Raw genomic sequence first — 16,304 nt, forward strand, 5'->3', positions numbered from 1 at the left:
GGTACTGGACCGCGCACATCCGCCGGGCTGTCCGCTTCCACCAGGGTGTGACCACCCTCGCGTCCCACAACGTCACCACGTACCTGGAGATCGGGCCCGCCGCGGCGCTCACGCCGATGGTCGCGGCCACGCTCGCCGACTCCGCGCGGCCCCTTCCCGCCGCGGCCGTGGCGACCGCCCGCGCGGGCACGTCCGAGACCGAGGCGCTGACGGCCGCCCTCGGCAGGGTGTTCGTCAACGGGCCGGTGCCGGACTGGGCCGCGGTGTTCGACGGCCACGGCGGGCGGGCCGTCGACCTGCCCACGTACGCCTTCGAACACCGGCGGCACTGGCTGACGGCGCCCGACACCGCGGGCGACGCCTCCGCCCTGGGCATGACGACCACGGCACACCCGCTGCTGGGGGCGGCGCTCGACCTCGCGGACGGCGACGGCGCCGCGGTGGTGCTCACCGGACGGCTGTCGCTGCGCTCCCACCCCTGGCTCGCCGACCACGTCATCGCCGGCAGCACACTGCTGTCCGGCACGGCACTGGTCGACCTGGCGCTGCACGCGGGCGACCGGGTCGGCTGCCACGTGGAGGAGCTGGTGACGCGCGCCCCGCTCGTCCTCGCCGAGGGCGCGCCCACCCGCCTCCAGGTCACCGTGGGCACACCGGACGGGACGGGACGCCGCCCCGTCCAGATCCACTCCTGCCCGGACGACGCTCCGGCGGCCGACCCCGCCAGCCTGCCGGGGCCGGTCCGCGGCAGCGAGGAGGAGGCCGGAACGTGGACCTGCCACGCGGCCGGCACCCTCGCCCCCGGCGAGCGGCCCGCCGTCGCGGGCACGGCCGCCGCCGGGACACCGGCCGTCTGGCCGCCCGCGGACGCCACCCCGCTCGACACCGCGGACCTCTACGACCGGCTGGCCGAGCGCGGGTACTCCTACGGGCCCGCCTTCCGGGGCGTGCACGCGGTGTGGCGGCACGGCCCCGACCTCTACGCCGCGCTGCGGCTGCCCGAGACCTGCGACCCGGCGGGATTCGGCGTGCACCCGGCGCTGCTGGACGCGGCACTGCACCCGCTCGTGCTCGGCGCCCTGGACGACGCCGGCTCCCCGGTGCGCATCCCCTTCTCCTGGAGCGACGTGCACCTCGACGCCACCGGCGCGCGGGACGTCCTCGTGCGCCTGGAGGTGACAGGCGAGGACACCGTGGCGGTCTCGGTCCGCGACACCGCGGGCGCGCCCGTGGCCGGCATCGGGGCGCTGACCCTCCGGCCCGTCCCGCAGGAGGGCCTGGCGGCAGCGTCCCCGCAGCGCGGCACCGGGCTCCACCACCTCACGTGGACGGCGCTGCCGCAGACCGGCCCCGCCGCCGCCGAGGGCGGCTGGGCGCTGCTCGGCGAGATCGGCGCCGGTGCCGCGGAGGCGCTGGCCGCGGCGGGCGTCACACCCGCCCGTCACCGCGGCCTCGCCGGGCTGCGTGCCGCCCTCCCCGCGGAGGCGGCAGCGCCCGGCACGGTGCTGGCCGTCCTTCCGGGCGGCGCCGCGGAAGGCGTGACGGTCGACGAGGCCGTGCGCCGCGCCTGCGGCGACGTCCTCGCCCTGCTCCAGGAGTGGCTCGACGACGACCGCTTCGCGCGCTCCCGGCTGGCCGTGCTGACCCGTGGCGCGGTCGCCACCCGCCACGCCGAGGGGATCGGGTCGCTGCCGCAGGCGCCTCTGTGGGGCCTGCTGCGCGCGGCGCAGACCGAACACCCCGACCGGATCGCCGTCGTGGACTTCGACGGGCGCGACGACGCCTGGGCGCAGCTGCCCTCGGCGCTCGCCTCCGGCGAGCCGCAGGTCGCCGTGCGGTCCGGCCGGGCGTACGTGCCGCGGCTGGCGCGCGCCGACCGCACGCAGCGGCTGGCGCCGCCCGGCGGCGGCGTGCCGTGGCGGCTGGACGTGACCGAGGCCGGCACGCTGTCGAGCCTCGCGCTGGTGCCGTCGCCCGCGGCCGCCGAGCCGCTGGGACCCGAGCAGGTGCGGGTCGAGATGCGGGCGGCCGGGCTGAACTTCCGCGACGTCATGATCGCGCTGGGCATGTACCCCGGCGACGCGCGGCTGGGCAGCGAGGGCGCCGGGGTCGTCGTCGAGGTCGGGTCCGGCGTGACCGGACTCGCGCCGGGCGACCGCGTCATGGGCCTGTTCACCGGTGCGATCGCGCCGCTGGCCCTCGCCGACCACCGGCACCTGACCCGGCTGCCGGCCGGGTGGACCTTCGCGCAGGGCGCCGCCACCCCGATCGTGTTCCTCACCGCCTACCACGGCCTGCTGGACCTGGCCCGGGTGCGGCCCGGCGAGTCGCTGCTCGTGCACGCGGCCGCGGGCGGCGTGGGCATGGCCGCGACCCGGCTGGCGCGGCACCTGGGCGTCGAGGTGTACGGCACGGCGAGCTCCGGCAAGTGGGGCACGCTGCGCGCCGAGGGCGTCGCGGAGGACCGCATCGCGTCGTCGCGCACCCTCGACTTCGAGGAGTCCTTCCGCGCGGCCACCGGCGGGCGCGGCGTCGACGTCGTGCTCAACTCGCTCGCCGGGGAGTTCGTCGACGCCTCGCTGCGGTTGCTGGCCGACGGCGGGCGGTTCCTGGAGATGGGCAAGACCGACATCCGCGACCGCGAGCGCGTCGAGGCGGAGCACGAGGGCCTGGCCTACCAGGCGTTCGACCTGATGGACGCCGGGCCCGAGCGCATCGCGCAGATGCTCGCGGAGCTGGGCGGGCTGTTCGCGTCGGGGGCGCTGCGCCCCCTGCCCGTCACCGCGTGGGACGTGCGGCGCGCCCCCGAGGCCTTCCGCTTCCTGAGCCAGGCCCAGCACACCGGCAAGATCGTCATCACCCTGCCCGCGCCGCTCGACCCGGACGGCACCGTGCTGGTCACCGGCGGCAGCGGCAGCCTGGGCCGGCTCGTCGCACGGCACCTGGTCACCGATCACGGCGTGCGCCGGCTGCTGCTGGCGAGCCGGCGCGGCCAGGACGCCGACGGCGCGGCGCAGTTCGCCGCCGAGCTGGCCGGACTCGGCGCGCACGTCGAGTACGCCGCGTGCGACGTGGCCGAGCGTGCGGCCGTGGAAGAACTGCTGGCGGCGATCCCCGCCGGGCACCCCCTCACCGCGGTGGTCCACACCGCCGGGGTGCTCGACGACGCGCCGGTCGGGTCGCTGACGGCCGGGCGGCTGGACGCGGTGCTGCGGCCCAAGGCCGACGCTGCCTGGCACCTGCACGAGCTGACGGCCGAGGCGAACCTCGCGGTCTTCGCCGTCTTCTCCTCGGTCGCCGCCGTCGCCGGCAACGCGGGCCAGGCGAACTACGCGGCGGCCAACGCCTTCCTCGACGCGTTGGCCGAGCACCGCAGGGCGCGGGGGCTCGCGGCCGTCTCCATGGCGTGGGGCCCCTGGGAGCCCGACGGCGGCATGACCGCGCAGCTGGACGAGGCGTCTGCGGCGCGGCTGGGCCGTTCCGGGCTCGCCCCGCTCGCGGCGGCGGACGGACTCGCGCTGTTCGACGCCGCCCTCGCGGACGACGCCGCGCTCGTGGTCCCGGTACGGCTGGACGCGCCCGCGCTGCGCCGCCGGGCCGCCGCGGGCGGCCTCCCGCCGGTGCTGCGGGACCTCGCGCGGGTGCCTGCGCGGCGGGTCGCCGCGTCCGGGGCGCAGCAGGCGCCGGGCACACTCGGCGACCGGCTGCGCGCGCTGGCGGAGGCGGACCGCGACAGGTTCCTGGTGGACCTGGTGCGGCAGCAGGCGGCGATCGTGCTCGGGCACGGGACGCCCGACGCGGTCGAGCCGGACCGGCCGTTCGGCATGCAGGGCTTCGACTCGCTCACCGCGGTCGAGCTGCGCAACCGGCTGAACGCCGCGACGGACCTGCGGCTGCCCGCGACGCTGCTGTTCGACTTCCCGACCGCGACCGCGCTCGCGGCCTTCCTGCGCTCGGAGCTGCTGGGCGGCGAGCGGGCGCAGGCGGCGGCGGTGGCGACCGCGGCGACCGACGAGCCGATCGCGATCGTCGCGATGGCCTGCCGCTACCCGGGGAACGTCAGCTCGCCCGAGGACCTGTGGCAGCTCGTCGTCACGGGCACCGACGCCATCGGCGACTTCCCGGCCAACCGCGGCTGGGACCTGGACTCGCTCTACGACCCGGACCCCGACCGCCCCGGCAGGACGTACGCGACGCAGGGCGGATTCCTCTACGGCGCCGACGAGTTCGACGCGTCCTTCTTCGGCATGAGCCCGCGCGAGGCGGTCGCGACCGACCCGCAGCAGCGGCTCCTGCTGGAGACGGCGTGGGAGCTGTTCGAGCGGGCCGGCATCGATCCCGCGGGCCTGGCCGGCAGCGCCACGGGTGTCTTCGCCGGGGTGATCGCCCAGGACTACGCCTCGCTGCTGGGTGACGCCACCGCCGGTTTCGAGGGCTACCTGTCGACCGGCAACACCACGAGCGTCGCCTCAGGGCGGCTGGCCTACACCTTCGGCCTCGAAGGCCCCGCGGTCACGGTGGACACCGCGTGCTCGTCCTCGCTCGTCGCGATGCACCTGGCGGCGCAGGCGCTGCGCAGCGGCGAGTGCTCGCTCGCGCTGGCCGGAGGCGTCACGGTGATGCCGACGCCGGCCACCTTCGTGGAGTTCAGCCGGCAGCGCGCGCTGGCCGCGGACGGGCGCTGCAAGGCGTTCGCGGCTGCCGCCGACGGCACCGGCTGGGGCGAGGGCGCCGGGCTGCTGCTCCTCGAGCGGCTCTCCGACGCCGAGCGCAACGGCCACCGGGTGCTCGCCGTGATGCGCGGCAGCGCGATCAACCAGGACGGGGCCTCCAACGGCCTGACCGCCCCCAACGGGCCCTCGCAGCAGCGTGTCATCCAGCAGGCGCTCGCCAACGCCGGTGTCCCCGCCGCCGAAGTCGACGCGGTCGAGGCGCACGGCACGGGCACCGCGCTCGGCGACCCCATCGAGGCGCAGGCGCTGCTGGCCACCTACGGCAGGCACCGCGACCCCGGGCACCCGCTGCTGCTCGGCTCCGTCAAGTCCAACATCGGGCACACGCTGGCCGCGGCCGGTGTCGCCGGTGTCATCAAGATGGTCATGGCGATGCGGCACGAGGAACTGCCGCGCACCCTGCACGTCGACGAGCCCACGCCGCACGTGGACTGGAGCGCCGGCGCCGTCACGCTGCTGACGGGCAACACGCCCTGGCCCCGCAACGGCCACCCGCGGCGTGCGGCCGTCTCCTCCTTCGGTATCAGCGGCACCAACGCCCACGTCGTCCTGGAGGAGGCCCCCGCGGCCCCGCCCGCGAACGGCCAGGACACGCCCGCCCGGCCGGGCGCACCCGTCCCGTGGGTGGTCTCCGCCCGCGACGAGGCGGCGCTGCGCGCGCAGGCCGCGGCGCTGCTGGACACCGTGACCTCCCGCCCGGACGCGTCGCCGCACGAGGTCGGCCGGGCGCTGGCGGTCGCGCGCACGGCGCACGGCCACCGGGCCGCGGTCGTCGCGGCGGACCCCGGCGAGCTGGCCGCGGGCCTGCGGGCGCTGGCCGGCGGAACCGAGGCGCCCCAGCTCGTGACGGCCACGGCCACCGACGCCGACCGGGTCGTCTTCGTCTTCCCCGGCCAGGGCTCGCAGTGGCCGGGCATGGCGGTGGAACTCCTCGACGCCGAACCCGCCTTCGCCGCCGAGCTGGCGCTGTGCGCGGACGCGCTCGCGCGGTACACCGACTGGTCGCTGCTCGACGTGCTGCGCGGCGCGCCCGGCGCGCCCACGCTGGAGCGGGTCGACGTGGTGCAGCCCGCGCTGTTCGCCGTGATGGTCTCGCTCGCCGCGCTGTGGCGGTCCAAGGGGGTGCGGCCCGCGGCCGTCGTCGGTCACTCGCAGGGCGAGATCGCCGCCGCGTACGTCGCGGGCGCGCTGTCGCTGGACGACGCCGCGCGCGTCGTGGCGCTGCGCAGCCAGGCCATCGCGGACATGGCGGGCGACGGCGGCATGGCCTCGGTCGCCGCACCCGCCGAGCGGGTGCGGGAACTGATCGCCCGCTGGGAGGGGCGCCTGTCGGTCGCCGCGGTCAACGGCCCGTCCTCCACCGTGGTCTCCGGGGACGCGGCGGCGATCGGCGAGCTTCTGGAGGCGGGGGAGGCGGAGGGCGTGCGCGTCCGGCGCGTCCCCGTGGACTACGCCTCGCACTCGGCCCACATGACCGCGCTGCGCCCCCGGCTGCTGCGCGAGCTGGCCGGCGTCGAGCCCCGGGAGTCCGAGGTGGCCTACTGCTCGGCGCTGACCGGCGACGTCATCGGCACGTCGGGCCTGGACGCGGAGTACTGGTACACGAACCTGCGGGAGACCGTGAAGTTCGAACAGGCGACCCGTTCGCTGCTCGACCGCGGCCACCGGGTGTTCGTCGAGTGCAGCCCGCACCCGGTGCTGACGATCGGCGTGCAGGAGACCATCGAGGACCGCGGCCTCCAGGAGGGCAGGAACCGCGCGGTCGCCCTCGGGTCACTGCGCCGCGACGAGGGCGGCCCCGCGCGGTACCTGCTCTCCCTCGCCCAGGCCCACGTCAACGGCGTGGCCGTCGACTGGTCCGCGGTGTTCGGCCCGGACGGCGCGCAGGCGCCCGGCTTCGAGCTGCCCACGTACGCCTTCCAGCGGCGCCGCTACTGGTTCGACGCGCACCCGGCCGCCGCGGGCACCGGCAACGCCCAGGACCTCGGGCTCGGCGCCACCGGGCACGGCATCCTCGGCGCGGTCATCGACGCCGTCGACACCGAGGAGTTCATGCTCACCGGCCGCCTGTCGCGGCGCACCCACCCGTGGCTGGCCGACCACGCCGTGGCCGGGACGGTGCTGCTGCCGGGCACGGCCTTCGTGGAGATGGCGGGGCAGGCGGGCGGAAGCTGCGGCTACGGCAGGATCGACGAGCTGGCCGTGGAGGCGCCCCTGCCGGTGCCCGAACGCGGTGACGTGCAGCTGCGGGTCACGGTCGGGGCGCCCGAGGACGGACGGCGACCGGTCACCGTCCACGCGCGGGAGGCCGCGGACGAGGACACCTCGCCGTGGCGGCGCCACGCCGCCGGGCTGCTGGCCCCTGACGGCGCAGGGCCCGCGCCCGAGCCGCCGGGGGAGTGGCCGCCCGCGGGGGCCGAGCCGGTCGGTGCGGCCGACGCCTACGAGCTGCTCGGCGACATCGCGCTGGAGTACGGCCCGGCGTTCCAGGGACTGCGCGCCGCGTGGCGCGACGGCGGGAGCCTGCTCGCGGAGGTCGCGCTGCCCGCGCCGGCCGCCGGGGACGCCGGACGGTTCGGGGTCCACCCCGCGCTGCTCGACGCGGCGCTGCACGTCCTCGCGCTGCCCGGGCCGGGCGCGGGCGCGGACGGCGGCACGGTGCCGCTGCCCTTCTCCTGGTCCGGCGTGTCGTGGTGGCGCGACGGCGCAGCCGCGCTGCGCGTGCGGCTGACGCCGACCGGTACGGACGCCGTGCGGCTGGACGCCTTCGACGACGAGGGCGCCGCGGTGCTGTCGGTGGACGAGCTGACGATCCGCCGGACACCGGTCGACCGGCTGCGCACACCTGGGACCGCGGTCGCCAGGTCGCTGTTCGCCGTGGAGTGGCGGGCAGCGGCGCCGCAGGGCGCGGCGCCGCTCCCCGCGGGGCGTTGCACCGTGGTCTCCCCCGACGGGCTGGGCCTCGCGGCCGGGCTCGCGGCGGCGGGCCTCACCGTCGCGGACGGGACGGACATCCCCGCGGCCGACGCGGACACGGTGGAGACCGTGTTCGTGCCCGTCACCGCCGCGGGCGGCCCCGACACAGCTGCCGCGGCCCGGGCGGAGACGGCCCGCGTGCTGGCGGCCGTGCAGTCCTGGGCGCCGGACGGCCGGGCGGAGGGCTCCCGGCTGGTGGTGGTCACCCGGGGCGCGGTGAGCACCGCAGAGGACGAGCCGCTGCCGGACCCGGCGGCGGCAGCCGTGTGGGGCCTGGTCCGTACCGCCCAGTCGGAGAGTCCGGGCCACCTCGTGCTGCTGGACCTGGACCCCGAGGACGGCGACGGCGGCCCGGTGCCCCGGGCGGCCGTCGAGGCCGCCCTCGCGACGGGCGAGCCGCAGCTCGCGGTCCGGGCCGGCACCGTCCTCGTGCCCAGGCTGGTACGCCGGGCCTTCGCCGACGAGCCCGTACGGCCGTGGGATCCGGAGGGCACCGTGCTGGTCACCGGCGGCACCGGGACGATCGGCGGCCTCCTGGCCCGGCACCTGGTCACGGCGCACGGCGTGCGCCACCTCGTGCTCACCGGCCGCCGGGGCGCCGCGGCGGACGGCGCGGCGCGGCTGCGCGAGGAACTCGCCGCCCTCGGCGCGGACGTCACCCTCGCGGCGTGCGACGCCGCCGACCGGGCGGCGCTGGCGGCCGTGCTGGACGCGGTGGACGAGCGGCACCCGCTCACCGCGGTCGTTCACGCCGCGGCGGTGCTCGACGACGGCGTCGTGGACTCCCTGACGGCCGGGCGCATCGACACCGTGATGCGGCCGAAGGCCGACGGGGCGTGGCACCTGCACGAGCTGACACGCGGTCTGGACCTGGCTGCCTTCGTGCTCTTCTCCTCCTTCGCGGGCCTTTCCGGCAGCGCGGGCCAGGCCAACTACGCCGCCGCCAACGCGTTCACCGACGCCCTGGCGCAGCACCGGCGGGCGCTGGGGCTCCCGGCGACGTCGATGGCGTGGGGCCTGTGGGAGCCGGAGAGCACGATGACGGCGGGGCTCGGCGGGCCCGGCCGGGCCCGTACCGCGCCCGGCGGCCTCACCCCGATGCCCGCCGCGCTCGGCCTCGCGCTCTTCGACGCCGCCCTGGCGGCGGGCCCGGCCCTCACAGTGCCGGTCGGCCTGGACATGCCGGCGCTGCGCTCCCAGGCCCGCTCGGGCGTGCTGCCCGCGCTGTTCGAGGACCTCGTGGGGCAGGGCGCCCGCCGGGACGCGGACGGGGCGGCGGATCCGGGGGCGCTGGGCAGCACCCTCGCGGGGCTTTCCGCTGCCGAGCGCGACCGCACGGTGCTCGACGCGGTCCGCACCACCGTGGCGGCGGTGCTCGGCCACCCGACGGTTGCCGACGTCGCCGCCGACCGCACCTTCGCCGAGCTGGGCTTCGACTCGCTGACCGCGCTGGAGCTGCGCAACCGGCTCCGGCCGGCCACCGGCCTGCGCCTGCCGACGACGCTGGTGTTCGACTACCCGACCCCCGCGGCGCTGGCCCGCCACATCGGCGCCGAGCTGGTCCCCGCCGACGAGGCGGCGCCGCCCGCGACCGCCGTGCTCGACGGCCTCGACGCGGCCCTGTCCGCCGCGCCCGGCCCGGACCGGCAGGCCATGGTCGCGCGGCTGCGCACGCTCGTCGCCCGCTGGGACGAGCAGCCGGCCGCGGAGGACGGCGCCGACGTGGCCGACACGCTCGGCGCGGCCGACGCCGACAGCATCCTCGACTTCATCGACAACGAGCTCGGGCGGGCCCGTTGAACCGCCGCCAGGCCCCTCACCGAACGGAAAGGACCGATCTCGGATGGCCGACGAAGAAAAGCTCGTCGATTACCTGAAGTGGGTGACCGCCGACCTGCACCGCACCCGCAAGCGCCTCGCCGAGGCCGAGTCCGCCGCGCGGGAGCCGATCGCGATCGTCGGCATGGCGTGCCGCTACCCCGGCGGCGTGCGCGGTCCGGAGGACCTGTGGCGGCTGGTGCTCGACGGCGGCGACGCGATCGGCGACTTCCCCGCCAACCGCGGCTGGGACGTCGACGGCCTCTACGACCCCGACCCGCAGTCGCCCGGCACGTCCACCACGCGGTACGGCGGCTTCCTCCACGACGCCGACGAGTTCGACCCCGCGCCCTTCGGACTCAGTCCGCGCGAGGCGGCGGCGACCGACCCGCAGCAGCGGCTGCTGCTGGAGACGGCGTGGGAGGCGTTCGAGCACGCCGGCATCGCACCGAACTCGCTGCGCGGCAGCGACACCGGGGTGTTCGCCGGGGTGATGTACGGCGACTACGCGACGCGGCTGGGGCAGGTCCCGGCCGAGTTCGAGGGCTTCGTCGGCAACGGCAGCGCGGGCAGCGTGGCGTCGGGCCGGATCGCGTACACCTTCGGCCTGGAGGGGCCGGCGATCACGGTGGACACGGCGTGCTCGTCCTCGCTCGTGGCCGTCCACCTGGCCGCCCAGGCGCTGCGCCGCGGCGAGTGCGGGATGGCCCTCGCGGGCGGCGTGACGGTCATGGCGACACCGGGCCTGTTCGTGGAGTTCAGCCGCCAGCGGGGCCTGTCCGCGGACGGCCGGTGCCGGTCGTTCGCCGCGGGGGCCGACGGCGCCGGTTTCGCCGAGGGAGCCGGGCTGCTGCTGCTCGAACGCCTGTCCACCGCGGTGCGGGAGGGCCACCGCGTGCTGGCCGTGCTGCGCGGCTCGGCCGTCAACCAGGACGGCGCGAGCAACGGCCTGACCGCCCCGAACGGCCCGGCGCAGCGCCGCGTCGTCGGTTCCGCCCTCGCCGACGCGGGCCTCGGCCCCGCGGACGTCGACGCCGTGGAGGGCCACGGCACCGGCACGTCACTCGGCGACCCCATCGAGGTGCAGGCGCTGATCGCGTCGTACGGCAAGGGCCGCCCGGCGGACCGGCCGCTGCTGCTGGGCTCGGTGAAGTCGAACATCGGCCACACGCAGGCGGCGGCGGGCGTCGCGGGCGTCATCAAGATGGTCATGGCGATGCGCCACGGCGTCCTGCCCCGCAGCCGCTACGCCGAGCAGCCGTCCGAGCACGTCGACTGGTCCGGCGCGGGGGTGTCCCTACTCGCGCGGACGGTCCCGTGGCCCGCGACGGACCACCCGCGCCGCGCCGGGGTGTCGGCCTTCGGCATCAGCGGCACCAACGCCCATCTGATCCTCGAACAGGCCGAGCACGAGGCGGCCCCGGCCCCCGTCGAACCGGACGGGACCGCCACGCCGGTGCCCGTACCCGTCTCGGCCCACGGGCGTGCGGCACTCCGGGCACAGGCCGCGCGGCTGCGCGACGCCGTGGCGGCCGGACCCGGGCTGCGGGTCGCGGACCTCGCGCGGGGGCTCGCGGTGGGACGGTCGGCGCTGCCGGACCGGGCCGTCGTGCTCGCCGCGGACCGCGACGGCCTGCTGCGCGGACTCGACGCCCTCGGGCACGGGGAGCGCGCGCCCGAGCTGGTCGGGCCGGGCACCGCGTCGGCGCCGGGACGCACCGCGTTCCTGTTCACCGGGCAGGGCAGCCAGCGCCCCGGCATGGGCCGTGAACTCCACGGCGAGCACCCGGTGTTCGCCGCTGCGCTCGACGCGGTGTGCGCCGAGTTCGACGGGCACCTCGACCGGCCGCTGCGCGAGGTGATGTTCGCCCCCGCGGACAGCGCGGACGCTGCGCTGCTGGACGAGACGCGGTACACCCAGCCCGCGCTTTTCGCGCTCGAAGTCGCGCTCTTCCGGCTGCTGGAGAGCTGGGGCCTGGTGCCGGACGCCGTGATGGGGCACTCGATCGGCGAGCTGGCCGCCGTGCACGCCGCCGGTGTCCTGGACCTGGCGGACGCCTGCACCCTGGTCGCCGCGCGCGCCAGGCTGATGCAGGCCATGCCGCCCGGCGGCGCGATGGTCTCGGTCCGCGCGGGTGAGGACGAGGTGATGCCGCTGGTGGCCGAGCATGCCGAGGGGGTCGGCATCGCCGCCGTCAACGGCCCCGCCACGGTGGTGATCTCGGGCGACCGCGACACCACGCTGCGGGTGATGCGGGAGCTGCGGGGCCTGGGCCACCGGACGAAGCGGCTGCGGGTGAGCCATGCCTTCCACTCGCCCCACATGGACGGCGTGCTGGACGACCTGGCGGACGTGGCGGCGGGACTGACCTTCAGGGCGCCGGCGATCACCGTCGTGTCGAACGTCACGGGAGCGCCCGTCCGGCTCGACGAGCTGCGCTCCCCGGGCTACTGGGCGCGCCACGTGCGCGGGACGGTGCGCTTCTCGGACGGGGTGCGCAGCCTCCACGACGACGGTGTCACCGCCTACGTGGAGGTCGGCCCCGGCGCGGTGCTGACGCCGCTGGCGCACGACTGCCTCGCCGCGGCGGGTGTGGACGGGCCGGTGGTGATCCCGGCGCTGCGCGGCGACCGGCCCGAGACCGGTTCGGCCCTCGCCGCGCTCGCGCTGGCCCACGTCCACGGCCTGCCGGTCGACTGGCCCGGCGTACTCGGCGAAGGGCCGCAGGAGCGGGACCTGCCCACGTACGCGTTCCAGCGCAGGCGCTACTGGATCGACGCCGCCGCGCGGAGCGGCCCCCAGGGGCCCGAGGCGGGCTTCTGGGACGCGGTCGGGAGCGGGGACGCCGCCGGGCTGGCCGCGGACCTCGGCGTCGCCGAGGGCGCGCTGGCCGGCCTGCTGCCCGTCCTCGACGCCTGGCGGCGGCGGCACCAGTGGCGCTACCGCGTGGCCCTCGGGCAGGTCCCCGGCGCGGACGAGGGGCCGGTGCGGCGGCTGGTGCGCGCGGCGCCGTCCCGCAACGGCCGATGGCGGCCCACCGGCACGGTCGTGGTCACCGGCGACCTCGACGGGCCGGAGGGGCTCGGCGTGCACGCCGCCCGCCGGCTGGTCAGGACCGGCGCGGAGCACGTCGTGCTGGCGGCGCCGCGGCTCCCCGGGCAGGACCTCGTGACCGGCCTGGCCGCCGAGGGCGTACGGGTCACCTCCGCGGTGTGCGACCCGGCCGACCGGGAGGCGGTCGGCCGGCTGCTGGCGTCGCTCCCGGACGGCCCGCCGCTCACCGCGGTCGTCCACGCCGACGCCCGGTCGGGTGCGGACCCCGCGACCGCCGTCGCCCTCGACGCGGCCACCCGCGCCCTGGACCTCACGGCGTTCGTGCTCCTCACCGGCCTGCCGGAGGGCTTCGGCGAGACCGAGGCGGTGGCCGCGCCGGAGATCGAGGACGTCGTCGCGGCCCGCCGCGCGGACGGGCTGCCCGTCCTCGCCGTCGCATGGGGGCCGTGGACGGACGCGGACCCGGGCGCGCAGGGGCGGCCGGGACTGCGCGCGGTGGCACCTCACCTGGCCATGGACGTGCTGGACGAGGCGACGACGGCGCGCGACGGCGTCCTGGTGCTTGCGGACATCGACTGGGGCAGCCTGCCGGGCGCGGCGCGATCGCCGTTCTTCGCGGCCGTCGCGGATCCCGGCGGGTCGGCCGCGGACGGCGGCGCCGCGGAGCGCCCCGGGCTGCTGGCGCAACTGGCCGGGGCCGACGAGGCGCAGGCGCAGGAGATCGTGCTCGGCGCGCTGCGCGGGCACGCGGCGGCGGTGCTCGGGCACGACGCGCCCGAGGAGCTGGACGGCGCCACGAGCCTGCTGGAGCTGGGCTTCTCGTCGTTCACCGCGCTGGAGCTGAGCAACCGGCTGCGCGACGACACCGGGCTCGAGGTGCCCGCGACGGCCGTCTTCGACCACCCGACGCTGGCCGGGTTCGCCCGATACCTGCGCGGCGAGCTGGCGGCGTCGGGCGGGAACGGCGGCGCCGGGGCGCACGAGCGGGCGAGCGGCGAGGTGGTCGGCGCCCGGGGCTGAGCGCCCCACCGAGCCGGACGAGGAGCCGCCCCGTGCCGCACGGCACGGGGCGGCGGCATGCCGGCCGGCGGGACCGGAGCACGCAAGGAACGCCCAAGTCGAGCATTAGGGCGGGCTCGGACGATGCCGGTATGGACTCTCCGAACATCCGCATCCTTTCCGTGGGGACCGCGCTGCCGGGAGCACCGATCGGCAACGCGCGGCTGGCCCGCCTGTTCAAGATGGACAAGGTGTGGGAGCAGTGGGTGGACGTGTTCATCGGAACGCGCACCCGCCACCTGGCCCGCGATCTCGACACCGGGGAGCGGTCCGTGTCGCTCACCGACCTCGCGACGACCGCCGCGAGCCGCGCCCTGGCCGGCGCGGACGTCGCACCGGAGGACGTCGACCTGATCGTCATGGGCACCGCCACACCGGACATGCTGATGCCCGCGACGGTCAACATGGTCGCCGAGCGGCTGGGCGTGAACGACGTCCGCACCTTCCAGCTCCAGTCGGGCTGCTCGGGCGCCGTCCAGGCGCTCGACGTGGCGCACCACTTCCTGCGCACCGGCGCCTACCGCACGGCCCTGGTCATCGGCGGCGACAGCACCGCGAAGCACTTCGACATCGGCATGGACGTCGCCTCGATGCCCCCCGCGCAGCTGGTCAACCTCCTGCTGTTCGGGGACGGCGCCGGGGCCGTGGTGCTGGACACCGCCCCCGAGGCCGGCGGGCAGGGCCCGGGGCGCCGGGGCCAGGCCGTCCTGGAGCGGGTGTTCACCCGGCTCACCGGCCTGGGACGCGAGCCGGGCCAGACGTTGGAGTGGTACGGCCTGGCCGAACGCGACAGCGACGTACCGCCCGCGGGCGAGAACTACAAGGCGATCGAGAACGCGGTGCCCGCCATGTCCGTCGAGATCCTCCGGGAGCTGCTGGACGACCTCGGGTGGAAGGACACCGACTTCGACTACATCCTGCCGCCGCAGCTGTCGGGACGCATGACGCCGAAGATCCTGGAGGGTCTCGAGGTCGCCGCGGAGGAGGTCTCCTGCGTCACCGAGACGGGGAACACCGGGAACGCCCTTCCGTTCCTCCAGCTCGAACGGGCCCTGGCGGAGATGAGTCCGGGCGACCGTGCCCTGGGCATCGCGGTGGAGTCCAGCAAGTGGATCAAGGCCGGTTTCGCATTCGAGAAGATCTGAGGTGGAGCAGCGGTGAGCGAGGAGATCGTCGTCGTGGGCGCGGGCCCTGCGGGCCTGATGCTGGCCTGCGAACTCGGGCTGCGCGGTGTGCCGTGCACCGTGCTGGAGCGCAGCCCCCACCCCACGGGGGAGGCGCCGGGCCTGGCCGTCAACGCGGGCGTGGTCGAACTGCTCGCGCAGCGCGGCATCATGGACGCGCTGCGGCCGTACGGCATCGAGTCGCGCAACGCGCACTTCGCGCAGCTGTGGCTCGACCCGTCGCGGCTGCCGGGGCACCACCCGTACACGTTCGCCGTGGCGCAGTCACGGCTGCAGAGCGTCCTGGAGGAGCGCGCCGCCGACCTGGGGGTGAAGATCCTGCGCGGCCACACCGTGGTGGGCCTGCGTCAGGACACGGCCGGGGTGACGGTGACGGCGCGGACGGCCGCGGGCGAGTCGGAGATCCGCTGCGGCTACCTCGTCGGCTGCGACGGGCGGCGCAGCCGGGTGCGGGAGCTGGCCGGCATCGGCTTTCCCGGTTCGGACTTCCCCTTCCACGGCATCGTCGGCGACGTGACCGCCGCCGGCGCCGCCGAGGTGCTCGACCTCACGGGCGCCACCGAGTACCCGGGCGGGCTGCTGACGGTCCGCCGGCTCGGCCCGGACCATGTGCGGGTGATGACCGCCGAGTTCGACGTGCTGCCCGAGGACGCCGCGGCGCCGGTGACCGCCGAGGAGCTGCGCGCCTCCCTGCGGCGGCTGGCCGGTGTCGAGGCGCCGGGGCTGGAGGCGCGCTGGCTGTCGCGCTGGGACGTGGCCACCAGGCTCGCGGACCGCTTCCGCGACGGCCGCGTCTTCCTCGCCGGCGAGTCGGCGCACACGTTCTTCCCGCTGGGCGGCAAGTCCATGAGCACGGCCGTGGAGGACGCGGTCGACCTGGGCTGGAAGCTCGCCGCAGCCGCCGCGGGACGCGCGCCCGCCGGACTGCTGGACACCTACGAGGAGGAGCGGCGGCCGGTCGCCGACCGTGCGTGCCGCACGACGGCGGCGCAGGCCGCGCTGCTGCACCCGCTGCCGGCCATGGCACCGCTGCGCGACGTGTTCAGGGAGCTGATCCGGTTCGACGACGTGAACGCCTACCTGGTGCGGATGGCGGCCGACCTGGACACCGCCTACTCCTTCGGACCCGAGGGCGACGCCCACCCCCTGACGGGCCGGCGGCTGGCGGACGTGCCGCTGCGCACCGCGGACGGCGAGACGTCGGTGGCACGCCTGCTGCACTCCGGCCGCGGCCTCGTGCTGGACCTCGCGGGCGCGGCGGCGGGAGCCAGGTCGTGGGCCGACGGCCGGCCCGGCCAGGTCGACGTGGTGGCGGCCGAGCCCGTCCCGGGGATCGACGCGGCCCTGCTGGTGGTGCGGCCCGACGGCCGTGTCGCCTGGGCCGGGGACGGCACCGACCCGGCGGGTGCGCTCGCCGCCCTGACCCGCTGGTTCGGGCCGGCGACCGCCTGAGCGGCCACCGGCCCGAAACGTTACGGC

General features: G+C 77.0%; 4 protein-coding genes. All 4 read left to right on the plus strand.

Going from position 1 to position 16,304, the window contains the following annotated elements:
- The first annotated feature begins 47 nt into the window (after positions 1 to 47).
- The 4 genes from IH54_RS45075 to IH54_RS47825 all read left to right on the plus strand — a co-directional run bounded on the left by IH54_RS45075 (position 48) and on the right by IH54_RS47825 (position 16,277).
- Positions 48 to 9,509: a type I polyketide synthase gene (locus IH54_RS45075; RefSeq protein ID WP_234344228.1), complete on the plus strand. Its 9,462-nt coding sequence runs from the start codon at positions 48 to 50 to the stop codon at positions 9,507 to 9,509.
- 43 nt (positions 9,510 to 9,552) lie between these two features.
- The gene (locus IH54_RS0136535) at positions 9,553 to 13,602 is read left to right on the plus strand and encodes a type I polyketide synthase (protein WP_043183285.1); all 4,050 of its coding nucleotides are present in this window, start codon (positions 9,553 to 9,555) and stop codon (positions 13,600 to 13,602) included.
- A gap of 131 nt (positions 13,603 to 13,733) precedes the next feature.
- Complete coding sequence (locus IH54_RS0136540) at positions 13,734 to 14,786, plus strand: 3-oxoacyl-ACP synthase III family protein (RefSeq protein ID WP_031525352.1); 1,053 nt, start codon at positions 13,734 to 13,736, stop codon at positions 14,784 to 14,786.
- A 12-nt stretch (positions 14,787 to 14,798) separates the two neighbouring features.
- Positions 14,799 to 16,277, plus strand: a complete 1,479-nt coding sequence (locus IH54_RS47825) for an FAD-dependent monooxygenase (protein WP_031525353.1) — start codon at positions 14,799 to 14,801, stop codon at positions 16,275 to 16,277.
- Positions 16,278 to 16,304: the final 27 nt, after the last annotated feature.

Origin of the sequence: Streptomyces sp. NRRL F-5123, from assembly GCF_000721495.1 — a bacterium.
Classification (GTDB): domain Bacteria; phylum Actinomycetota; class Actinomycetes; order Streptomycetales; family Streptomycetaceae; genus Actinacidiphila.